Origin of the sequence: Lyngbya aestuarii BL J (assembly GCF_000478195.2) — a bacterium.
Classification (GTDB): Bacteria; Cyanobacteriota; Cyanobacteriia; order Cyanobacteriales; family Microcoleaceae; genus Capilliphycus; species Capilliphycus aestuarii.
In genome coordinates this window covers 40,525-63,744 of record NZ_AUZM01000035.1, presented here as the reverse complement: position 1 = coordinate 63,744, position 23,220 = coordinate 40,525, and the positions used below count along the sequence as shown (strand labels likewise).

Genomic DNA, 23,220 nt, shown 5'->3' with positions numbered 1-23,220 from the left:
CTTCTCAAACCCCAGGACGGATGAACCTGTTTAATATGGGTAAATCTCACGCCCTGATTGATTATGCTCATAATCCCGCTAGCTATGAAGCCTTAGCTGGATTTGTTCGCAATTGGCAGGGGGTTAGGATTGGCGTTGTTGGTGGCCCTGGCGATCGCCGAGATGAAGATTTTGTGACGTTAGGCAAATTGGCGGCGGAGATGTTTGACCAAATTGTGATCAAAGAAGATGATGACACGCGAGGTCGAGAACGGGGCAATGCGGCAGACTTAATTCGCGAAGGGATTGAACAGGTGTTGAGTCGAGTTCCTGACCCCCGAGTTAGCTATGAAACCATCCTCAACGAAACCGAAGCGATAGAAACCACCCTTGATCGCGCCCCCGAAGGCGGTTTGGTGGTGATTTTACCGGAAAGTGTGACTCGGGCAATTAGTCTAATCGAGGCCCGCAATCCGATTTCGGATTCACCGACTGGTCAAAACGGAACGGCTTCTGCTCCCTATTCTACAAACTTGAAACCGTCGCAGGTTTAAGGATATCTCGAAGCTTGGGATGAGAATCAATCCCAAAAGTTCAATTTCTCATCCCTCATGCTTAATTTCCCTCAGATTTTTTAACTTCTGGGTTATCGCTGTCGGTTTCTAAATCATTCTGCATTTCATCTTTGAAACCTTTTAGTGCTTGACCGATAGTTTTTCCTAACTCGGGAATCTTCTTCGGCCCGAAGATAAATACAGCAACTAACAAAATCACTCCCATTTCTGGTAATCCCAAACCAAACATGGCAACCTCCTTGATGCAGATAGACACTTTCATCTTACCGGGAGTTGAGTTATTTTATTCTCCTTAGATGATTGGATTCCCTTAAATCCCTCTTAAACATTCGTTATTTTATTCTCCTCAATTTCTTTCTTTTGATGAGCTGTATCCAATTTTTAATACAGTTTCTATATTCTTCCAACTCCTCTTAATCTCTAATTTCATTTTCCTCTAAATCTTATAGACTTTCCAATCAAATTATTCATTCTCTCAAGAATACTACTTTTTTTATGATCTCCAAGCCTTAAACCAAAGAGTACACAAAAATTTAACCCGATTTCCCCAAGTTGCCAATTTTTGTAGACTTTAACCTGATATTCTGGATCTACAGAGAGCTAAATTAGCGTCTGTCAGACTATATTTGACGCAGTAACGAGCAAAAATTTTTCTATGCTAGAAGCATCAACCCCATCCCTACGCGAACAACAACATTCCTTAATTCGTCAACTCGCCAACCGCATCGAGGCAATTTGGGAACAATATCTCGATCTTGAACCTTATCACCTTCCCGCAGAATTAGGCTATGTGGAAGGGCGACTCGAAGGGGAAAAACTCATTATTGAAAACCGTTGCTATCAAACCCCCCAATTTCGCAAATTGCACTTAGAATTGGCAAAAGTCGGTCAAAGTTTAGATATTCTCCATTGTGTGATGTTTCCTCGGGTTGACTACGCCTTACCCATGTTTGGGACAGACTTAGTGGGTGGACGGGGAAAAATTAGTGCTGCAATTGTTGATTTATCTCCCATTCATCCTAAACCCCATCTTCCGACTGATTATCACCAGGCTTTATCTTCCTTACCGAATACTTTTTCCCAGCCTCGTGATATTCCCGACTGGGGGGATATTTTCTCCGAATTTTGCTTATTTATTCGCCCGATGGATGAAACGGAAGAAGCAGCATTTTTAAACCGAGTTGATGCTTATTTGCGAGTTCACTGTCAATATGCAACGGCTCAAAATCCGGTTTCTCCCGCCGAACAAACTCAAATTCAAACCGCTCAAAAATATTATTGCACCCAACAGCAACAAAATGATAAAACTCGACGGGTTCTAGAAAAAGCATTTGGTAAAGAGTGGGCAGATTATTACATGACAACTGTATTATTTGACTTTGAAGAATCGTAGGTTTAATTGTTACCTAAAATTCATTAAAACTTATAGTTTTGATTGCGAACCCACAAACTCAAAGGAACCGCTTTTCCTTGAGCATTGACTTTGACTTCTACAACAAAAGATTGGGGTTCATTTCGTTGAGCATCTGTTATATTTTGATTAACTTGCACTCGTTGATCTTCCGGCATATAATAGGTTTCTAAACCATATTCAATTCGCCAACCGTTAGATTCTCCTTTCAGTGCAATTTGATTGTTAGGTAAGTCTTTGGGTAAAGTTGAACTAATTTTAATCGGTTCCCAAGCTTGCGGACGAGGGGATTCAGTGGGTTGTAGAGTCGGTTGTTCTAGAATCACATAAATTGTGGTTCCCGATGGAAGATAATCTTGATTGTTAGAAAGTTCTTCCCAACCGGGGAGAGTTTTTAGGGTTTCTGGAGTTGAAATATCATAACTTAAAACTTGATAATAACCCCGTAAAAAATCATAAGGATCAACAGGTGCAGTTTGCAAAATAACAGTTTTTCCGGTAATATGAGTATACACTGCTTGAGCCGGAACTAAGCCAATGATAGCGAGTTGAAAACACAACGGAAGCAACAACCGCCAACTCGGAAGGCGTTTTTTTTGAACGGGAGATTGATTAATTAGAGATTCGGTTTCAGTCTCCAGATGTTCAGAAAAATTACTAGATAAAGTTTCTGTATTTTGACTCTCTGTATTTTTATAATCCGGTTCTTGCATTGAATTAATCCTCCAAATTTTGCTAAAAATAGACCCAGTTTAGCCGCTTGATATCGCGGTTTTAATCAAGAGTATAAACTAAGTCTGTTGACGAGATAAATGCCGTTCAAACCACAAACCCGCTAAAATAACACCCACACCACATAATACAAAGACAAGTGCTTTAAACAGTAATTCGGTATTGTATTCAAAAGTCCGACTCATAATTTGTAGCGTCAGTAAGATCATACCGCCCCAAAATGCTCCTCGTTTTCCTTCTCCTAATCCGATTCTAACTAAACCCCCTGCCAACAAAAAGAGTAAAATATTGAAAACAAATACAAATAGAGTGACACTAATACTTTGATATCCAAAACCAACCAGTGCTGTCACGCCCAAAAATACAGCGATTGTACTGCTAACTGCATCCAGTCCCCAATGTTGATAGGAATGACGAGGTTTAGCTAAATAAAGCCATTGCCCAATCGTTAAACCACCCAATAAAATTACATCTAAGATGAGATGAAATCCATTAATGGCTGTAGACTGGCTAGACCCAATATAAACAAAAAATTTCCCAACTCCCTGAAAGGAAAACAGAAAAAATAATATCCCTAAAAACCAAATCGCTAAATTGCGAGTATGAGGTCGAAAAGGTCGGCTATCAATACCCGGAAAAAGACTATCATCATAACTCCATAATAACGCCGGGGGTAAAATTAATCCAATGGTCATCAATTCTGCGGAGAAATTTTGGTCTAAAAGTACCGCAATATTCATCTGTAAAGCGGGAATAATCAGCAATACCGCCATGATAAAAATTGATCGGGACTGACACCAATAGGCGAGAGGAACAAACAAAATTGCGCCGACTAACGCCATGTGTATGAGCAGAAATTCTAGCCCCGTTAATTCAGCCGGAACAAAAATATTACTGACTCCCGACCAATAGCCAATTCCAAGCAGTAATATGGATAAAATACCAAGAGACACCAGACGTAGGCTGTAAGCCATCAATAAAACGCCCAATCCCCAAACCAAAAACAGTCCATAGGGAGAACCGCCAATATGAAACATTTGCGCCATCAGGGAGATATTAGCCCCCAAACTGAGTGCGCCAAAAAGGAGTAATCCTTCTCCTAAATGTTTTGTTTTTCCCGTTTTAGGGTTAGCTTGCCAGAGATAAAATCCACTTGTATTCAGACCAATAAATAAACTGAGTAGCAAGATAATTTTGAGTTCTCTCGGCCACTCTTGCCAATTTGCAGCGACAAAAGTAATCACACCCAAACCCAACAGAATGCCACCTAAACCGATGAGAATCATCACAAAACGGTTACTGGCAGCAGAATCAATACTGTTGAATTGATAACGATCTGAAATCTGTTGATAAGCGGAATCGTTGATCAATCCTTCTGCTTTCCAAAGTTCGGTTTCATGGCGCAGTTGGCGACGAAATTTTTCGGAAGCCATCTTTTATTTATTCGCCTCTAAAAGACGATCATATCCCTAGTTACCTTTTTAGCTTGTCATCTATTTTCAGGGTTTCACGAGTCTGTTAGACACCTTTTAAACCTGCACAATTGAGGGAACATCAGTAAATAATTGTCATGGTCAGCAACCGCTAACAATCTCCTAAAGACCCTAAGACTCCTCCGTCGTCTGGCTTCGCCATCGTTGCACTCAGGGTGACAAAAAAACAGATGACTGTAAAAAATAGTCACTGTCACTGTCACTGAAACTGTTCACTGTTAACTGTTAACTGTTCACTGTTCACTGTTCACTGTTTACTGTCCTCGCAGTTGTCCCGAGGTATTATCATGTTGAATGTGCAACTGTTGGCGACCATTACGAATCACTCGTAACATTTCACCAAGCTGCTGTTCAATATTGCCTAAAACGTGGTCAGCATATTCGTCAGCACCATTTTGAACCTCTTGACACTCAGCTAAAGTTCGAGAGCGGATATCATCGAGTTCTTGTTGAGCTTGATAGCGAATGTGTTCAACTTCTGCAATGGTCTGTTGCTGATGAGTTTCACACTCAATCTGAACTTGTTGTCGTAACTGTTCGGCTTCTGCTTGGGCTTGCTGAACAATTCCCATTTCATTTAAGAGTTGAGTCGCTCGGTGTTCAGCCGCTTCTAGAATTTCTTGGGCGTATTCTTCAGCTTCAGTGAGAATTTCGTCTTTGTGGCGAACAATAATATCAGCCTCTTGAAACGCACTCGGTAAATTCAAGCGGATGAGATCCAACTGATCGAGTAATTGTTCTTCATCGACTAAAGTTCGTCGAATCAGCGGCACCTGAAGACTATCAAGAATCATTTCTTCGAGTCGATTCAGTTCTCGTTGAATATCGATCCCAGGTACGCCACTGGGAGTGGTGTCTATTTCTGGGATCAGTCCGTTTTGTTCGGGTTCGATTTGGGGATTTGATTCCTGGCGTAGCATCTATAAATATCTTTTATATATATCTTGAGCAACGTGTTTTGGAACGAGATGATCGACAGAACCACTAAACTTAGCAATCTCTTTTACCACACTACTGGATAAAAAGCTATATTCATTTGAGGTTGCCAAGAAAACTGTCTCGATTTTATCAGAGAGGGTCTTATTCGTGTGAGCCATTTGCAGCTCCATTTCAAAATCTGACAAGACTCGCAGCCCTCGAAGTAGAACCTGAGCATTCCGTTGTTTTGCATACTCTACCGTAAGACCCTTAAAACTGGCGACTTCTAAGTTATGCAGATGTTGAACAGAGGTGTTAATTTGCTCGATGCGTTCCTCGACAGTAAACAAAGGAGTTTTGTTTGGATTTCGCAGAACAGCAACGATCACCAATTCAAAGAGCTTACAACCTCGTTCTATAATATCTAGGTGGCCTAAGGTAATCGGATCAAAGCTACCTGGGTAAATCGCAATCACGATTGAGCCATTGTAGGAGTTACTGACAAATTATAAGACGATTTGAAAACGCCAGAGATGATTGAGCAGAAATCCGATAACCATAACGGTGAGGAGAAAGGCACAGATCGGTTAGGAGCCAATGGTTTTCGACCCCAGAACTACTCAACATCCCATTCAGCACACCCAGAGGCTAGAGGGGGAGAAATATAAGGAGTTAACCGTCAGCACTAAAAGGAGACTTCCCTGCTTTGAATTGACGCACAGAACCATCTGTATCAATCCCAGCCATTCGGAAACGGCGATCAAGATCGGCAGGTTCAGGTGACACTTTTTCAGCTTCCTCCATCGTAATCCGCCCTTCGACAACTTTTTCAAAGATCGATTGGTTGAGCAGTTGCATTCCTTCGTAGGAGTCCGACTCCATCAACTGGTTTCCACTTTCGTCATCCCCTTTGAGCAGATAATCGCGCATTGCCGGAGTATTAACCAAGATTTCATGTACCCCAGTCCGACGATTTTCCACAGTCGGAACCAGTAATTGAGCCACAACTGCCACTAAAGAATCACAAATTTGAATTCGCATGGCGGGCTGTTCATCAACATTAAACAGGTTCAATAAACGGTTAATGCTATTAATTGCACTGCGAGTGTGCAAGGTTCCGAGAACCAAGTGACCCGTTTGTGCCGCTTGCAAAGCCGTATTCACCGTTGTCCGATCGCGCATTTCCCCGATCAGAATCACATCGGGATCTTCCCGCAAAGCCGATCGCAAAGCGTTGTTAAATTCTAGCGTATGCAGGCCAACTTCCCGTTGACTAATCAGACAGCGATGGGAGGGATGTACAAATTCAATCGGATCTTCAATGGTAATCACGTGCTTTTTGGCGGTTTCATTGAGATAACGAATCATCGCCGCCAGCGTGGTTGATTTACCTGAACCCGTCGGCCCGGTGACTAAAATGAGTCCCTGCGGAAAGCTAATAATCTTTTTGAGGACTTCGGGTAAACCCATTTCATCAATGGAGGGAACTTTCAAGCTAATTAACCGCAGTACCATCGCTCCGCCACTGAGGGAGTCAAAACAGTTAACCCGACACCGGACTAAACCGGGATAAAAAATCGCCGTATCAAGTTCCTTATCGTGGGAAAACTGCTGTCGTTGACTGGGGCTGAGAATCTCAATCAGGTACTGTTCAAAAACCTCTGGTGTAACTTTGACCTGATCTTTGGCTCTGACCATCTCCCCTTGAATCCGAAAGCGAGGAGTATGTCCAACGCGAATATGAATATCAGAGGCTTTGAGATTATACGCATCCTTGACCATCTGTTTGATCGTGGTCTTGGCGTGAGAGCTTTTGGCATTGGACTCTTGAGATTTGGGAGGAGGGGGTACCTTGGGCAAAGGAGGGTTCGACGACTGAGGGATAGCAGCATTTGTCATAGGTTGAATTCTCCTGGAAGCGCGAACTCAGTTGATTTTTATTCAGGTCAATTAACAGTAATTATAGAAAATCTGATGACTTCCTGTAGACTTTTTAAAAGTTTTGTAATCAAATTTTGAGATCGGACTGGATCAGATCCCTTCTATCTTTGCTGAAAATCTTCCTGTTAATTTATCATAACTGAGAACTTATAAGCCGATAAAATTATAGATATTCTCGCCCAACGGGAACACAAACCTGCGGTATTTCCTATGAAAATTAATCGAAGAATCGCCTATTGGCTCGAAACCCATTGGATTGCGCCAGCGTATGCGGGAGGATTACTCACTTTTTTATCGCTCTTTTTCTTTGGAGCAGCGACGAATACGATGACGGGTTGGTTGTATGTGATCAGTGGGATCAGTTTTGCTTTATTAACAATTGCGGCAATATTACCGGGGCGATCGCTAAAATCCCTAGACGTTCATCGTCGTTCCCTTGAACCCGTTAGCGTCGGGAGTCAACTCACGGTCGAACTGGAAATTTACAATCGTTCTGAGCAACCGAAAACTCTTTTACAAGTATACGATCAACTCCCCTCAACTTTAGGAAAATCCGCAACAGCAATCGAAACCTTGGCTCCTGCCAGCACTTATCATTGGGTGTATTATCTGCCGACTGAACAACGAGGCGTTTATCATTGGGATCAGGTTCAGCTTCGGACAGCGGCTCCTTTGGGTTTATTTTGGTGTCGTCGTTCCCAAAAGGCCAAAGCAACCGCAATTGTGTATCCGACTATTTTACCCTTGACAACCTGCCCGTTAGTAGATCAAATGGGATGGGAACAAAATCAACAAGTTCTCGATCGCAGTCAGTTTCAGATGGCAACCGAAGGGGTCACTCGTACCCTTAGACCCTACCGTTATGGTGATCCCACTCGTTTAATTCATTGGCGATCAAGTGCGCGTTATAATCAACTGCGAGTTCGGGAGTTAGAAGTCGCCACCGGAGGTCAAGAAATTATCATTGGTCTTGATAGTGGCAATTCATGGCAAAGTGATCATTTTGAGCAGGCTGTCATTGCCGCCGGATCTCTATATTTTTATGCTTCGCGATCGCAACTCAACGTAAAATTATGGACTGCAAAAACAGGCTTAGTTCAGGGAAATCGAGCCGTATTATCAACACTCGCTGCGGTCATGGCAGAAGAAGCAATGGGCGAAAATCTACCCAATAAGCCCCTAATTTGGCTGACTCAAAATTCCCAGAGTATTGTTTCGCTTCCCTCTGGAAGTCGTTGGGTTTTGTGGTCAGATGACGATCATTTGAGGTCTACAAAAACTGCTCAATTTTCCGAACTCGGTTTACAAATTTTCCCTGAGCAACCCCTACAACTTCAACTTCAGTCTGCTTTGAAATAAAATTCCAAAAGAAATTGCTGTATTCAAGAGTTCAGCATCATTTGGGAAACTGATAACTGATCAGGGTTGATTATAATGATCCCATCGTGCGTTACAATCTAAAAAAATGTGCGAAATATTAAGCTCTGATACCATGACAACTGAGACTAACGGAAATTTATCAACTGACAAAAGCTTGAAAGCGATGAAAAAATTCGCTGAACAGTATGCCAAGCGGACAGGAACCTATTTTTGTTCTGATCCTTCAGTCACCGCAGTTGTGATCGAAGGACTTGCTAAACACAAAGATGACTTAGGGGCGCCGCTTTGTCCTTGTCGCCACTATGAAGATAAGGAAGCTGAAGTTAAAAATACGTTCTGGAACTGTCCTTGTATTCCGATGCGGGAACGCAAAGAATGTCACTGTATGTTGTTTTTAACTCCTGATAATGATTTTGCAGGTGAGGAACAAGATATTACCCCTGAAGATCTCGAAGCAGCTCGTCAAAGTATGGCATAAGAACATCAAATAATAAACCTCATTTTAATGTTTTGAGAGATTAGATAATTATTTGAGCGGGTTCGCTCTATTGTCAATTAGGGCAGCCCAATTTTTACTTAAAATGGTCGGTAAATCTATCCTTTTTTGAACAAAGATTATGCGTGAGGAAATTCCGTCAGAATTTTGGCAAGGTATTGAACAGTTTAACCAACAAGAATATTATGCTTGTCACGATACCTTAGAGGCGTTATGGATGGAAGCAATGGAACCCACTAAAAAGTTCTATCAGGGCATCTTACAAATAGCTGTCGGACTTTATCATTTGAGCAATCATAACTGGCAAGGTACTGTGACTTCGATGGGTGAAGGAATGCGTCGGTTAGATTATTTTAAACCCGATTATTTTGAGATTAATGTTGAACAGTTAATTCATCAAACCACAAATTTATTATTAGCATTGCAATCCGCAGGGCCAGACAAAGTTGCTGATTTTATTTTTGCTGAGAATGGGGGTAAAAATTCCCTCGAAATTACTCCTCCCAAAATCTTTAAGATTGAGAGCTAGTTTTAGCTAAATTTAATAGAAAATCGAGATGAGTTTAAAAATTAAAGGTGAGTTGAATTGCTATAATTCTAATTAATCTCTGAAAAATATAAAATATATGACACTCATTGGTCGAACACTTTTGAGCCGTTATCAAGTTACTCAAAAAATTGGAGTAGGAGGATTTGGAGAGACTTATTTAGCTGTTGATCTCGCTTTACCCGGTCAACCTGAATGTGTCGTTAAACATCTTTCCCCAAAAGATACCAGTCCTCACGTTCTTTCCGTCGCTCAACGATTATTTGAACAAGAAGCACAACTGTTACATCGCTTGGGAGAACATTCTCAAATTCCCCGGCTTTATGCTCATTTTAATGATAGCGGAGAATTTTATCTCGTTCAAGAATTTATCGAAGGAAAAGATCTCAGTCACGAACTTCAACCCGGACAACCTTGGAGTGAAGAAAAAACCCTTAAATTATTATCTGAAATTTTAGAAGTTTTAGCCGTTATTCATCAACAAAATGTAATTCATCGCGATCTCAAACCCACAAATATTATGCGGCGAAAGTCCGATGATAAAATAGTATTAATTGACTTTGGTGCAGTTAAAGAAATTCAAGGAATAGCCGTTAACGCTCAAGGACAAACTCACCTCACCGTTGGTATTGGTTCCCCCGGATATATGCCCAGCGAACAAGCCCAAGGACGCCCTAAACTCGCCAGCGATATTTATGCAGTGGGAATCATCGGAATTCAAGCTCTAACTGGGTTAAAACCCTCTCAATTTCCCCACGATCAAAAAACCGATGAAATCCTCTGGAGAAACCACGCTAATGTCAGTGATGAACTCGCGGAAATCCTCAATAAAATGGTACAAGAACGGTTAAGTGATCGCTATTCTAATGCGTCTGAAGCCTTAACTTCACTAACTTCTTTACTGACTCAATCTAATAATTTTTCAACAGCGAATACTCACAGGTTAACGACCGTTAATATAAGTCAGTCTGCGGCAACTACACCCATTTCTACCCCTCCTTTTCGACAATCTGTAACTCAATCAATCAAAAGCTCTTTAGGCGGAATAATAACCGTGATATTTTTTATCGGTGGGGTTTATGTTACGATAGAAAACCTTAGATCTCCCGAGGCTTTACTGAATGCAGATTATACCGAACTTCAGAACTTACTCGAACAAAGAAACTGGAAAGAAGCAGATATAGAAACCGAAAAAGTTATGCTAAAAATGGCAAATCGAGAGGCAGAAGGATGGATTGATGCCAATACAATTGAAAGTTTATCCTGTAGTGATCTGCGCGAACTTGATCAAGTTTGGATTAAATATTCAGAGGGAAAATTTGGGTTGAGTATTCAAAAAGAAATTTACCTAGAAACTGGAAATCCTTTGGGAAAATTTCAAGAATCAAGTTATCATAAATTTGGCGATCGCATTGGTTGGCGAAAAAATGGCAATTGGTTAGAATATTCTGACTTAACCTTTGATGAAAATGCACCCAGAGGTCAGTTTCCCTCCTGCAAAAATGCGGCTCAAAAATTTTCGGGCTGTCGTTGGCCGTTATACTGGTTATTCGCTCGGGCGGAAACCTGTCAACTTTAATTTTTAAAAATTGTTAGGCGGGTTAAGGAGAATTATTCATCCCAAAATCTCAACAATACAATAATTCTTTTAAAATTCACAAATACTTTCAGGACTAACAGGACAGGTTTGGGGGACGATTTCATTCCCAGAAAGAGAGAGTTTTTTTGGATTTTTGAGTTCAGAAAGAGGACTAATATCTGTGATTTGATTATTTTTGAGATCAAGCCTCTCTAAATTGGTTAGTTGTGCGATCGGACTAATATCTGTGATTTGATTCTCGTTGAGATCAAGCCCCCGTAAGTTAGTCAGTTGAGCAACAGGGCTAATATCTGTGATTTGATTCTCGTTGAGCTCAAGTAACCCTAAGTTAGTCAGTTGGGCAACAGGACTAATATCGGTGATTTGATTATTGTTGAGAAGAAGCCCCCTTAAGTTAGTCAGTTGGGCAACAGAACTAATATCTGTGATTTGATTATTACCAAGAGGAAGTGACTTTAAATTGGTTAGTGAGGCAACAGAACTAATATCGGTGATTTGATTGTTGTCTAGCTCAAGCCTCTCTAGGTTAGTCAGTGGGGCAACAGAACTAATATCTGTGATTTGATTACTACTGAGAGAAAGCTCCCTTAAGTTAGTCAGTGGGGCAACAGAACTAATATCTGTGATTTGATTATTGAAGAGATAAAGTGACTTTAAATTGGTCAGTTGAGCAACAGGGCTAATATCTGTGATTTGATTCTCGTTGAGAAGAAGCCCCTCTAAATTGGTCAGTGGAGCAACAGAACTAATATCTGTGATTTGATTATTGAAGAGATAAAGTGACTTTAAATTGGTCAGTGGAGCAACAGAACTAATATCTGTGATTTGATTAAAACTGAGATCAAGCCCCTCTAAATTGGTCAGTGGGGCAACAGAACTAATATCTGTGATTTGATTACTAGTGAGAGAAAGCTCCCTTAAGTTGGTCAGTGGGGCAACAGGACTAATATCTGTGATTTTATTCAAACTGAGATCAAGCTCCTTTAAGTTAGTCAGTGGGGCTATAGGACTAATATCTGTGAGGTTTAAATTGCTTAGATCTAATTGACTGCGACTCAATAAATCCTCACTCGCGGCTTGACAATCACTTGTGCCTGCTTTTTCTAATAACGCCTCTACTGTTTTTCTCGCCTCAGCAGAGATACTTTCTTTCTGAAGACACCATTCCAGAAAAGAACTATCGAGATTTGGTAAGGAGACTGGCGCAACAGCCTTTCTACAACTACTTAATCCGCAAATAGCAATCATTACGATCGCAATACTAATACTTTTCTGGATTAAAGATGTATGACCTGTTTTCAGGAATTGTGTTTGCATTACCCTAACCTGACTCAATACCCATAATGATAGCAAAACCACCGTTTCAAAACTGGATGCACGTTAGGAAGCAATTCCCCAAAATTCCGGACAAAGGGTGTCCGAGAGCTGATATAGTATTCAACATCTCTTAGAGTGAGAAATTATATGAGTAAAACACGGGTAGGATTGTTATTTGGTGGACGTTCAGGTGAACATGAAGTCAGCATTCGTTCTGCACAAGCGATCGCCAAAGCCTTAAAAAGCGATCAAAATGCTAGCAAGTATGAACTGCTACCCGTTTATATTCGTAAAGATGGCGTTTGGCAAAAAGGTGAAATTGCTCAAAAAATTCTCGCTTCAGGTGAACCGTTTTATCTTCCCGAGGAGAAGACAACATCAACAGATTTAGTTCCCAGTCCTTCGCTACTTCCTGATCCTACAAATTTTGCAGAAATTGAGGTTTGGTTTCCCATATTACACGGCCCCAACGGAGAAGATGGTACCATTCAAGGATTACTCACCTTAATGCAAGTTCCGTTTGTCGGATCAGGTGTTTTAGGTTCAGCAGTGGGCATGGATAAAATTGCCATGAAAATGATTTTTTCTCAAGCTGGACTATCGCAAGTCAAATACAAAATGGTAACGCGATCACAAATTTGGTCAAATCCTTGTATCTTTCCCAAATTATGTGATGAAATCGAAGCTGAACTGGGATATCCTTGTTTTGTTAAACCTGCTAATTTAGGATCGTCGGTGGGTATTTCTAAAGTGCGATCGCGCTCAGAATTAGAAACCGCTTTAGATAATGCAGCCAGTTATGATCGGCGGATTATTGTTGAGGCGGGAGTCGAAGCCAGAGAACTAGAATGTGCAGTGTTAGGCAATGATCAGCCCCAGGCTTCTGTGGTCGGAGAGATTACTTTTGCCAGTGATTTTTATGATTATGAAACCAAATATACCGCAGGTCAAGCCGATTTATTCATCCCAGCAAAGGTGAGTGATAATATTGCCAATCAAGTCAAAGAAATGGCGGTTAAAGCCTTTTTAGCAGTAGATGCGGCAGGTTTAGCCCGAGTGGATTTCTTTTATGTCGAGAAAACGGGCGAGGTTTTGATCAATGAAATTAATACACTTCCTGGTTTTACAGCAACCAGTATGTACCCTCAATTGTGGGCGGCGAGTGGAATTTCTTTTTCCGAATTGGTTGATCGCTTAGTTCAACTAGCCCTGGAACGATAAGTTGAAGTTCCCCCTGTGTAACAGTTTGTATCGGTTCTATAGGTTGGCTGATCGGAGATTGACGTGCTAATTTGGAAAGTATTCCCTCAGCCAATCAGCCCTATGAGCGATAGTCATTTATCAGAAGGTCGTGCAGAGTTCGGTGGTGCGGATGTTATTGGTTTTCTCAATGATTGTACCGACCAAATTTTTGCCAATATTCTCGATCCCCATAGTGATTTATTCGAGTCTAATGCCAGTATTATCGGTGAATCTCACGCCCAACTGAGGACGATTATTGAGACGGTTCAACCTCAACAACAAGAACTGACATCATCACTCGCGGCGGGTCTAGATTTTCTCCTGGGTCGTGAAGACTATGCAAACGACCAAATTGATTCAGCCCTATATCATTATCAACAGAGTTTAGGATTCTGGCCGGCTGCCTTAACTTCTTTTAATCAGAACTTATTTGCCGATCCGGAGATTATTCCGGCTTCTAATTCTTTAGAACGTTTAGGGGCTATTTTGTTTCATATCGGGTTGAGTTATACTCGGCGATCGCAGCTTGATTCTTCCAATCAACAGAGTCACTATCGAGAAGCAAAACTCTATTTTCAACGCTGTTTAGAGATTTTTGAATTAGCAGAGCGTCAGGATTTAGTTGCAAAATTCACCCCGAAATTATGTATTGTTCTCCAACAATTGCAAGCTTGGCAAGAACTACAACTCTTGGCTCAAAAAGCTCTAGATTTACATATTTCTTATGGTTCACACCATGATATCGCTCAAGATTATGGCTTTTTAGCTGAGGCGGCAATGCACCAGTCTCAATGGTCACACGCCAATCAACTGGCTGAATTAGCTTTAGAAATTCAGAATCAATCTTTACGCGATCCCCTGCATACTTTATCTGATGAAAATCCTTATCTATTGTTATTAGCAGAATCCAAACATGAATTAAAGGTTTGGCAAGCGACAGTTAATCGCTTAGAAGATGCTTTAAATGAAACTAATCCCCAGGAAGAAACTCAAACTTATCTGCAAATTTTAAAGGCTCTCCATCAACTTTATTTTGAACAAGATTATTATGGGAGTGCAACTCATCTTAAAGAGAAAAAACTACAAATAGAATGTAAATTTGGAATCCGATCATTTGTGGGTGTCCGTCCGCTAAAACCGCAGTTAAAACCTCAAGAATTGACGGGAAAAGTAGCACCAGAAATGATTTCTTCGGGTCGATTAAATGAGATTAATGAGTTAGTCGAACGGATCGAGAGTCCCGATCATAAATTAATTGTTTTGCATGGAGAATCTGGGGTTGGAAAAAGTTCTTTGATTAATGCTGGGATTGTTCCGAGTCTACTACAAAAACAAACAACAAATCCCCAAGTTTCGATTCCAATTGCATTGAGGATTTATACAGATTGGCTACGAGAACCCAATTCCGACACCTGGAACTTAGAAACTGTTTTAAACCGTTTAAGAAAAAATAGTGAAAATCATTTATCGACAGTGTTAATCTTTGATCAATTTGAAGAATTTTTTCTCATCTGTACAGAAGCCAATCAACGTTTACCTTTTTATCAATTTTTGCGAGACTGTTTAGCTTTAGAATCGATCAGTGTTATCCTTTCAATGCGAACTGATTTCTTGCATTATTTATTAGAATGCGATCGCACCACTCGTTTAGAAGCGGTGATTGGCTATGAAGTTCTTTCTAAACAGGTTATTTATGAATTAAGAAACTTTTCAGTAGATCAAGCGAAAGCTTTTATTAAATATCAAACACAACAAAAATCGGATCAATTTGAGGAGGAGTTAATCAATCAATGGGTACAAGATTTAGGAACTCGCTTAGAAGAAATTAGTCCGATTGAATTACAAATTACAGGTTCACAACTCGAAACCGATGGGATTACAACCTTAGAACAATATCAACAATTTTGTGATCATCCTCAACTCAATCTTGTCGCCCGTTTTTTAGATGAAGCTTTAACAGATTGTGGTTTCAAAAATGAACGAGTGGCTTTGCTGGTTCTCTATTCACTGACTCAAGAAAATGGTATCCGTCCCCTCAAAACTCGCGCTGAATTAATCGCCGATTTAGACACAGCATCCTCTGAAAAAATAGATATGGTTTTAGAAGTCTTTGTTGAAAATGGATTAGTATTTTTGCTTCCCGATATTCCTGAAGATCGCTATCAACTTTCTCACGATTATTTAGTGAGTTTAATTCGTAAACAAAAGGGTGAACGTTTAATCGCAGAATTAGAACTTGAACGCAATAAAGCCCAACGCAAATTGATGCAAGAAAAGCCCGACAGTTTTGTTGAACGGGCGATCGGCTCAATGTTGCGTTGGATGCGGGTGGAGTAACACAGCCGGGGGCAAACTTCAAGCTTGAGAACCGGAAACTTCCGATGTTTTACTCAAATTATTGGCCGGGCTTTGATGCGGTCGCGCGATCGCCTCCCCCCGCAGCGCGATCGCGAGAAAAATATAAGGTTTGGGAGGGAAAAGCAAACTCAGTGCCTACCGCCTCGACAATTTTGATAATTTCGATCAGACAAGTTTCTTTAATTTCTAGAAACTCGGCGTAGGAGGTTGTCATCACGTAAGCAAACACTTCAATGTCAAGCGATGAATCACCAAAGTCAATAAACCGAACACGCTCATCTACAATCATCGAATGCTGCTCAAGCCAACTTCTGATTTTGTCCATGACATCGAGCAACTGCTGACGCTCGGTTTCATACCGCAGCCCGATGGTGAAGTTCATCAATCGACGCTCGCACCTGCTGTAGTTGACCACCTGAGTTTCGGAGACAACGGAATTGGGAATAATCACCAAACTGCCACCGAGAGTGCGAACTGAGGTTGTGTTGAGGCCGATATCTTCAATCGTACCCGTCACGCCCCCAAATTCGCAAAATTCGCCAATCTTAGCAGATCGATGGGCAAAGAGCGTGATGCCGCCAACCAGGTTCTTCAAGTAGGGTTGTACCCCAAAACTAATCGCCAGACCCCCAACCCCCAAACTGGCCACCAGTGCCTGGGTGGGAATTCCAATCTCATTTCCGCCGAGGTAGAGTAAACTTGCACCCGTGACCACACCCCAAATCCTGAAAGCATTACGCACAATCGTTGCTTCGAGCAGATGATTCTCATCAAAATAGGAACTGGCAATAATGGTTCGTCCGACTGCGTTGAAAAACATAAAGCTCAACCAGGCAAGAGCGCAATACAAGATGGTTTCGAGAACCAGCACGATCGTCACACAGGTGCTGCCCGTGATATTGATGATATTTGTAACCATGTATTTCGATACAAAGCAGATCGCGACAATGCTTGTCGGCAGGATTAAGCCTTCCCAGGCTTGCACTTTACTATTGGCTTGATTGCGCGGGGATCTTAACTCCCGATATATAAAGCCGACCATTGCCGATGCCAGCGATAACAGCAGCAATAAACTCCCCCACTGCCATATCGTCTGATCCCAAAACGTTTTCTTGCTCCACCCCGGCAGCAACTTGCTCCATTTTGGAGGTAACAGAGAGCCTGGCGTACTGATATAATATTCATAAAATCCCTCCAAGGCTCCTTCCTGATAGGGTAAATGCTTAACTTCGCCATACCATAACTCCAGGCGTTTTAACGTCTCTTCGGAAAATAGCGAAAATCGAAATTCATTCTTGTACCAGCCTTCGTCGGAAATCTGAACAATTGCGATCGCCGTGTTCGGAATCTCCCACCGCTTGATCCCCTCCGTCTTCACCGCCTCAAGATCGGGAATGTCTTCCGGCCGGGGTTTTTCTATCCGATCCAAAATTTCCCGGAGCAGCAGTGCTGACTCTATGTTTGTGTTTTTTTGGATCACGGGTGACACCTCCTGAAGATTGAGGGTTCCTATCGCCCGTTCCATTGCTTTCTCAGCGCGAGCGGCCTGCTTCTTAACCTCCGCAGATTGAAACAACCCCGGTTCTTGTTTAGATTGTCGATAGCCTTCGATAACTAACTCATAGGCTTGGTCCATATTAGTCATAAAGGCATTGTACGTGTCGCGGGGGCTTTGAGTGTTGGGAGGAGCAATCGGGCCTATCTCAGCATTGACACCAACAAAACTACCCTGAAAAGACAAAACAATCAGCGTAACACTCAGCATTCTGAGCAGAAACCGTGGGACTGACTTCATCGAATTCTACCTTTATATTTGACATCTATACTTGACATCGGTAGATGATCTGTAGCAATCAGACACGATTGGTGAGCCATCCAAAAACAGGTAAAAAGCCTGAAACCACTTCCAGAGATGCCGTCGGTGCCTTTCCCATGAGCGCCTCTTGGAAGGATGCGTTTTAGATCGCCGAGATCCGACTGCTACATAAGCTCTGATTTGATCCTAACATGACCCCCCATTCGATCAAAGCCCTGACAACAAAAGGGCGATCGCTGATGCTCTCCGCCCACAACTGACTCGAAAATTCGGTTTTTTTTAGCCCGGCTAAAAGTGGCCCCGATCGCTTATAATTATTCGGCCCTCCCCGGCTTGCTCCCGAATCAATAATTTTAGCCTTTGATATTATTTCAATCGGGGAAACTCAACATCCCGCCACTCTAAGTCCCCGGAATTTTTAAGAGGCGCGATCGCCCAAAATTCCTTGATTTCGACAAAGGTGAACGGCGATTTGATGCTTGCAAATAGTATTGCGATACAGCGAATCGGCACAACTGCACCCGGTTTCACTCACCTGAGAAATCGTTTGATGAAGGGGATTCCAAACCACCGTATCACTTCCGTTACATTTCACGGACAAAGGTTCGATCGCCGCCCGATTGTAACGGGATAAAAAGGCTTTTGCTTCGGAAAAAGTTAACCCAAATAAACCCCGATTTGTGGTAAACTGAAGACCTGAAGCTTTGATTTCCCAACTCTCAATTTTCTCGATTTGAGGATGGCGAATTTGCAGCCAACATTGCCAAATTGTTAAAAATTGCCGTTTCGATAACAGCGTCGAACAGCGCCCCTTGGCGGTTTTATAAACAATTTGGGGAATTTTTCCGACTCCAACGGCTTGAATGCGTTCTACTTGAATATTCGCAGGAACTAAGGCGGGAATTTGGGGAGTTTGGACTAGATTTTCTAAACAATAGTTAACACTTGCTCCCGCAGAAATTTGAGCAGGTACGATCAATGGCGATGTCATTGTGATATGATCCTTTTGTGATGAAACTTCAACTTCTTAGTACCCCAACTATTGCATTTAGAGAAAGGGTACTTTTTACTTTTTCTACTTTTATTATAACCTTTGTTGAATAAATCGACAACCCAAAGTGCTGATAGAGAACCAACAGAAAAAATTCCGCGATCACCCCGATTTCCTTTGATTAAAAAGATGTAGTAGCAAGTCAGCAATAGAGGGAGTTACAGCGAACTTGATGCAGCCTCTCGCCAACCTCTGTTCAAAAAAATCTCGAATTTCCGAAAAAAAGTCGAGCAAGTTCAGAAACACATATAGAACACCGTTCACAAGACTTGCACCCCGAGTGCTAATTTTATTGAGGGATGACTTAAAAGTGGCTGAGATTACGATTGATACCAAGTCCTGTTGTCAAAACCCCTTTATAAGAATTGACCGAATCCCACTCTATCATCAATAATCTAGGTTATGAAAACAAGAGGGGTATGAGAACCGGATTTAGTATGAGAGACTATTCTCCTGGGGTCAACTTTACACAATACTTTTTTATGTAAATAACATTTCTTTATATTTTAAAGATTATGTAAACTCTGTTGACTTTTTTAGAACAGGTGAGTATTCTACAAGGGCATTAAAAGTATCAAACTTTATAGGTTTTTCGCTTAAGATTAATTTACAGTTTATCAATAAATATTGAACTCATTGTTCTAGTCATCACACGAAATTGCCAAGAGGAAAGCTATTCAAAGTTTATCGTTATTTAAACCATCAGGGGGTTAATACCGAATGATAGAGATTAACGGAACACCAGGTAACGACAATCTACTAGGAACGAGTGAAGCTGATGTCATTTTTGCACTCACAGGGGATGATATAATCTCCGGTTTGGGGGGAGGTGATTCTCTATTTGGCTTTCGGGGTAATGATACTATCAATGGTAATGAGGGTAATGATACTTTATTCGGCAATCAAAATCTTGATCTTTTAATCGGAGATAGTGGAGAGGATTGGTTGTTTGGGGGGAAAGAAGCTGACATAATAGAAGATGGAGAAGGAGAGGATCAACTCTTTGGGAATCTGGGAGATGATTTACTTCGAGGAGGTGCAGGAAACGATCAAAGATATGGTGGAAAAGACAACGATACAGTAATTGGCGGTACGGGAAACGATCAAGTATTTGGCGATCGCGGTAATGATATTTTATGGGGAGTTGACGTTGATGCGGTCAACCCAGGAATAGATGAAATAGATATCCTAACTGGCGGTTTGGAACAGGATATATTTGTTCTCGGCGATCAATCTCGGTTGTATTATATCGGTTCGGGAAATAATGATTTTGCCCTAATTACGGACTTTAATGTTATAGAAGATCAAATAAATATTGGGAATAATCAAGTTACTTATACGGAAACCGTCCTAAATGAATTCGGGTTGGGAGTGGCAATTTTCAGTCAGAATAACGATTTGATTGCTTTTGTTCAAAATGCAACTATTAATCAATTTATCACGGGTTCAAATGTAGTCGAACCTCCTCAAACTGAAGAAGCAATTCCTCGTCAAATTGAAGAATCACAGTTTCCTGAAGTTATTGTCCCAACACCAACACCTGCAATTACCCCAACACCAACACCTGTTGTAATTACCCCAACTCCAACACCAACACCAGACCCGATAATTACCCCAACTCCAACACCTGTTGTAATTACCCCAACTCCAACACCCACACCCGATCCGGTAACACCTCCAACACCCACACCCGATCCGATAACACCTCCAACACCCACACCCGACCCGGTAACACCTCCAACACCCACACCCGACCCAATTACACCGACACCAACACCCGATCCAGTTACCCCAACTCCCACACCCGATCCAGTTACCCCAACACCAACACCCGATCCGGTAACACCGCCAACACCAACACCCGATCCAGAACCAGAACCAAATACACCACCCGCAGCCGATAATGACAATTACAGTACATCTTTTCAATCTCCGATCGCCGTTGATGCTGTTTCCGGTGTCCTTAATGGTGATGGTGATGTAGATGGAAATCCTTTAACCGCAATATTGGTTAATTCGCCTACAAATGGTACCGTTAACCTTAATCCTAATGGTTCATTTAGTTATACACCCAATAGCGGATTCTCGGGAGTCGATAGCTTTACTTACACTGCTAACGATGGAGAATCTAACTCCAATGTTGCTACTGTGACAATTGATGTAGAACCACGTCCTAATACACCGCCAGTAGCCGATAACGACAACTACACTACAGGTTTTCAATCCCCCATCACCGTTGATGCTTCTGTTGGTGTTCTCAATGGTGATACCGATGCTGAAGGAGATCCAATAACCGCAACATTAGTTAATTCGCCTACAAATGGTAGCCTAAACTTGAATGGAAATGGTTCGTTTACTTATACACCCAATAGCGGATTCTCGGGAGTCGATAGCTTTACTTATACTGCTAACGATGGAGAATCTAACTCCAATGTTGCTACTGTGACAATTGATGTAGAACCACGTCCAAATACACCGCCAGTCGCCGATAATGACAACTACACTACAGGTTTTCAATCTCCACTCATCGTTGATGCGGTTTCCAGCGTTCTCAACGGGGATAGTGATGCCGAGGGAGATGCAATAAGCGCAATATTAGTTAGTTCACCTGCTAATGGTAGCCTCGACTATTTTAAGGCCGATGGTTCATTTAGTTATATACCCAATAGTCAATTCTTCGGAGTTGATAGTTTTATCTACGTTGCTAATGATGGGAAAGATGACTCCAATGTTGCTACCGTTACGATTAATGTAGGAGAACGTCCAAATACACCACCAGAAGTCAATAACGACAGCTACACTACACCTTTTGATTCTCAAATTTCTGTTAATTCTGTTCCCAGTGTTCTCAATAATGATAGTGATGGAGATGGAGATGTTTTAACAGCAAGATTAGTTGATCTACCTAATCAATCTACTATTGGTAACGTTACTCTTAAGAGTGATGGTTCATTTAGTTATACACCGAAGACTGGATACTCAGGAATAGACACTTTTACCTACATTGCTAACGATGGGAAAGTTGACTCCAATAATATTGCAACCGTTACGATTAATATAGAAGAACCACCAAATACACCACCCGTTGCTTATAATGACAACAACTACACTACATCTTTTGATTCTCGACTCAACGTTGCTGCTTCTGTTGGTGTTCTCAATAATGATACAGATTTAGATGGAGATGCAATAAGCGCAATATTAGTTAGTTCACCTGCTAATGGTAGCCTCGACTATTTTAAGGCCGATGGTTCATTTAGTTATATACCCAATAGTCAATTCTTCGGAGTTGATAGTTTTATCTACGTTGCTAATGATGGGAAAGATGACTCCAATGTGGCTACCGTTACAATTAATGTAGAACCACCACAACCCGAAGAACAAACCCGAACTTTTAATGGTTACTCTCAGAGAGCCACTGATGATGAGAATATATTATCAACTTTCTTACTCACTAACAAGGGAAATGACGGTCAAACTATTTACGATAGAACGATTGATACCAATGAAGATGGAATAATTGATGACAATGAAATTGATAGCAATCCTAACTTGGGTTTTTTCCCTCAAGCCATTCAAAACTTTATTAAATACAATCCTTTGATTGTAGTCCCAGATCCGCGTGATCCAATTGATTTTGATGGTAATACACAACTTGAAGACGGAGGTGTTCTCAGTTTTAACAATGAGGGAAAGCCTATCTTTACTGAAACAGACAACCAACCAGAATTTACACAGATACCAGTTGTAGATTTGAGAGTAAAAAGAGTAATTGGACAAGAGAACATAATAGCTGAGTTGGGACTAAATGATGAATTTGAGTTAGTGTATTTTGATGTATCCGGGTTATTCTCTGAGCGTACCGTTAAATTAGAGTTCAATTTAGAGTTCAATTTAGAGGATAATGTTATTGAAGTAACTGATAATTATAATAATCAAACTGAAATTTATTCGTTTCCAGAAGAAATTATTATTTATGAGTTCTTAGAAGAAAAAGAAGATGGAACGAGAGAAATTATAGACGAATTCATTGTGCGATATGATAATATCCAAGAAATATCATCTTTGGCATTAGCAACCAACTCTCTAGAATACATTATTGACGAAAATTTACTCTCATATACTGAAGGTAAATCAACTGTAATATCAGATTTTTTGGCAAATTATTTACTTTCACTACAAGACAAATTTTTTGAAAAATTTCGTTTTGGTACTCAATTTTATTTGAAAGAATCTGATGATTTTAATAATCTTCTTTTAGAAGAACCAATTGAAGAAACTATATTGGTTCAGCCAGACATCGTTTAAGTGCAGGTGTTGTACATTGAATTAATCTTAAAGCGAGGAAAAGTAATGAATTTAGC

18 protein-coding genes are annotated in these 23,220 nt (G+C 41.1%); 9 read left to right on the top strand and 9 right to left on the bottom strand.

Annotated elements, in window-relative coordinates:
- A partial coding sequence (locus tag M595_RS15555) for a glutamate ligase domain-containing protein (RefSeq protein WP_023067260.1) occupies positions 1-533 on the top strand: 533 nt, incomplete at its 5' end.
- A 61-nt stretch (positions 534-594) separates the two neighbouring features.
- Here M595_RS15555 and tatA read toward each other — a convergent pair.
- A complete protein-coding gene (gene tatA / locus M595_RS15550; RefSeq protein ID WP_009786034.1) occupies positions 595-783 on the bottom strand; it encodes a twin-arginine translocase TatA/TatE family subunit in 189 nt (62 codons plus the stop codon).
- A gap of 426 nt (positions 784-1,209) precedes the next feature.
- On the opposite strand from tatA, the gene M595_RS15545 reads away from it, so the two are divergent.
- Positions 1,210-1,947 carry a phycocyanobilin:ferredoxin oxidoreductase gene (locus tag M595_RS15545; protein ID WP_023067242.1) on the top strand — a complete coding sequence of 246 codons (738 nt, stop codon included), beginning with the start codon at positions 1,210-1,212 and terminating at the stop codon, positions 1,945-1,947.
- A 23-nt stretch (positions 1,948-1,970) separates the two neighbouring features.
- On the opposite strand, the gene M595_RS15540 is transcribed toward M595_RS15545, so the two are convergent.
- From M595_RS15540 to M595_RS15520, 5 genes are all read right to left on the bottom strand, one after another.
- On the bottom strand, positions 1,971-2,678 hold the full coding sequence (locus tag M595_RS15540; protein WP_023067253.1) for a GDYXXLXY domain-containing protein: 708 nt from the start codon (positions 2,676-2,678) through the stop codon (positions 1,971-1,973).
- A gap of 78 nt (positions 2,679-2,756) precedes the next feature.
- Positions 2,757-4,130: a DUF2157 domain-containing protein gene (locus tag M595_RS15535; protein ID WP_023067245.1), complete on the bottom strand. Its 1,374-nt coding sequence runs from the start codon at positions 4,128-4,130 to the stop codon at positions 2,757-2,759.
- A 314-nt stretch (positions 4,131-4,444) separates the two neighbouring features.
- The gene (locus tag M595_RS15530; RefSeq protein WP_023067279.1) at positions 4,445-5,110 is read right to left on the bottom strand and encodes an ATP synthase subunit B family protein; all 666 of its coding nucleotides are present in this window, start codon (positions 5,108-5,110) and stop codon (positions 4,445-4,447) included.
- Complete coding sequence (gene coaD / locus M595_RS15525) at positions 5,111-5,584, bottom strand: pantetheine-phosphate adenylyltransferase (protein WP_040484180.1); 474 nt, start codon at positions 5,582-5,584, stop codon at positions 5,111-5,113.
- 196 nt (positions 5,585-5,780) lie between these two features.
- Entirely contained in the window at positions 5,781-7,007 is a 1,227-nt protein-coding gene (locus tag M595_RS15520; protein ID WP_040484179.1) for a type IV pilus twitching motility protein PilT, read from the bottom strand.
- A 252-nt stretch (positions 7,008-7,259) separates the two neighbouring features.
- Between M595_RS15520 and M595_RS15515 the strand changes: the two genes are divergently transcribed.
- From M595_RS15515 to M595_RS15500, 4 genes are all read left to right on the top strand, one after another.
- Positions 7,260-8,408 (top strand): DUF58 domain-containing protein, encoded by a 1,149-nt coding sequence (locus M595_RS15515; protein ID WP_023067247.1) that lies wholly within the window; start codon positions 7,260-7,262, stop codon positions 8,406-8,408.
- A gap of 133 nt (positions 8,409-8,541) precedes the next feature.
- Positions 8,542-8,907, top strand: a complete 366-nt coding sequence (locus M595_RS15510) for a ferredoxin thioredoxin reductase catalytic beta subunit (RefSeq protein WP_023067235.1) — start codon at positions 8,542-8,544, stop codon at positions 8,905-8,907.
- A gap of 139 nt (positions 8,908-9,046) precedes the next feature.
- Complete coding sequence (locus M595_RS15505; RefSeq protein ID WP_023067274.1) at positions 9,047-9,454, top strand: DUF309 domain-containing protein; 408 nt, start codon at positions 9,047-9,049, stop codon at positions 9,452-9,454.
- A 97-nt stretch (positions 9,455-9,551) separates the two neighbouring features.
- Positions 9,552-11,051, top strand: a complete 1,500-nt coding sequence (locus tag M595_RS15500; protein ID WP_023067237.1) for a serine/threonine-protein kinase — start codon at positions 9,552-9,554, stop codon at positions 11,049-11,051.
- A gap of 69 nt (positions 11,052-11,120) precedes the next feature.
- Here the strand turns inward: M595_RS15500 and M595_RS15495 are convergent, their stop codons facing one another.
- Positions 11,121-12,389, bottom strand: coding sequence for a leucine-rich repeat domain-containing protein (locus tag M595_RS15495; protein WP_023067246.1), 1,269 nt, complete (start codon positions 12,387-12,389; stop codon positions 11,121-11,123).
- A gap of 147 nt (positions 12,390-12,536) precedes the next feature.
- On the opposite strand from M595_RS15495, the gene M595_RS15490 reads away from it, so the two are divergent.
- Entirely contained in the window at positions 12,537-13,610 is a 1,074-nt protein-coding gene (locus M595_RS15490; protein ID WP_023067233.1) for a D-alanine--D-alanine ligase family protein, read from the top strand.
- Between the two features lie 102 nt (positions 13,611-13,712).
- Positions 13,713-15,968, top strand: a complete 2,256-nt coding sequence (locus tag M595_RS15485) for an nSTAND1 domain-containing NTPase (RefSeq protein ID WP_023067232.1) — start codon at positions 13,713-13,715, stop codon at positions 15,966-15,968.
- 58 nt (positions 15,969-16,026) lie between these two features.
- Here M595_RS15485 and M595_RS15480 read toward each other — a convergent pair whose 3' ends face one another.
- Complete coding sequence (locus tag M595_RS15480; RefSeq protein WP_040484178.1) at positions 16,027-17,754, bottom strand: mechanosensitive ion channel family protein; 1,728 nt, start codon at positions 17,752-17,754, stop codon at positions 16,027-16,029.
- A gap of 469 nt (positions 17,755-18,223) precedes the next feature.
- A complete protein-coding gene (locus M595_RS15475; protein WP_040484177.1) occupies positions 18,224-18,796 on the bottom strand; it encodes a hypothetical protein in 573 nt (190 codons plus the stop codon).
- Between the two features lie 780 nt (positions 18,797-19,576).
- Between M595_RS15475 and M595_RS30185 the strand changes: the two genes are divergently transcribed.
- A complete protein-coding gene (locus tag M595_RS30185) occupies positions 19,577-23,164 on the top strand; it encodes a cadherin-like domain-containing protein (protein WP_023067273.1) in 3,588 nt (1,195 codons plus the stop codon).
- Positions 23,165-23,220 lie beyond the last annotated feature (56 nt).

Excerpts from the sequence above, each read along its gene's own strand:
- tatA (WP_009786034.1), bottom strand. The coding sequence starts at position 783 with ATGTTTGGTTTGGGATTACCAGAAATGGGAGTGATTTTGTTAGTTGCT.
- M595_RS15545 (WP_023067242.1), top strand. The coding sequence starts at position 1,210 with ATGCTAGAAGCATCAACCCCATCCCTACGCGAACAACAACATTCCTTA.
- M595_RS15540 (WP_023067253.1), bottom strand. The coding sequence starts at position 2,678 with ATGCAAGAACCGGATTATAAAAATACAGAGAGTCAAAATACAGAAACT.
- M595_RS15535 (WP_023067245.1), bottom strand. The coding sequence starts at position 4,130 with ATGGCTTCCGAAAAATTTCGTCGCCAACTGCGCCATGAAACCGAACTT.
- M595_RS15530 (WP_023067279.1), bottom strand. The coding sequence starts at position 5,110 with ATGCTACGCCAGGAATCAAATCCCCAAATCGAACCCGAACAAAACGGA.
- M595_RS15520 (WP_040484179.1), bottom strand. The coding sequence starts at position 7,007 with ATGACAAATGCTGCTATCCCTCAGTCGTCGAACCCTCCTTTGCCCAAG.
- M595_RS15515 (WP_023067247.1), top strand. The coding sequence starts at position 7,260 with ATGAAAATTAATCGAAGAATCGCCTATTGGCTCGAAACCCATTGGATT.
- M595_RS15510 (WP_023067235.1), top strand. The coding sequence starts at position 8,542 with ATGACAACTGAGACTAACGGAAATTTATCAACTGACAAAAGCTTGAAA.
- M595_RS15505 (WP_023067274.1), top strand. The coding sequence starts at position 9,047 with ATGCGTGAGGAAATTCCGTCAGAATTTTGGCAAGGTATTGAACAGTTT.
- M595_RS15500 (WP_023067237.1), top strand. The coding sequence starts at position 9,552 with ATGACACTCATTGGTCGAACACTTTTGAGCCGTTATCAAGTTACTCAA.
- M595_RS15495 (WP_023067246.1), bottom strand. The coding sequence starts at position 12,389 with ATGCAAACACAATTCCTGAAAACAGGTCATACATCTTTAATCCAGAAA.
- M595_RS15490 (WP_023067233.1), top strand. The coding sequence starts at position 12,537 with ATGAGTAAAACACGGGTAGGATTGTTATTTGGTGGACGTTCAGGTGAA.
- M595_RS15485 (WP_023067232.1), top strand. The coding sequence starts at position 13,713 with ATGAGCGATAGTCATTTATCAGAAGGTCGTGCAGAGTTCGGTGGTGCG.
- M595_RS15480 (WP_040484178.1), bottom strand. The coding sequence starts at position 17,754 with ATGCTGAGTGTTACGCTGATTGTTTTGTCTTTTCAGGGTAGTTTTGTT.
- M595_RS15475 (WP_040484177.1), bottom strand. The coding sequence starts at position 18,796 with ATGACATCGCCATTGATCGTACCTGCTCAAATTTCTGCGGGAGCAAGT.
- M595_RS30185 (WP_023067273.1), top strand. The coding sequence starts at position 19,577 with ATGATAGAGATTAACGGAACACCAGGTAACGACAATCTACTAGGAACG.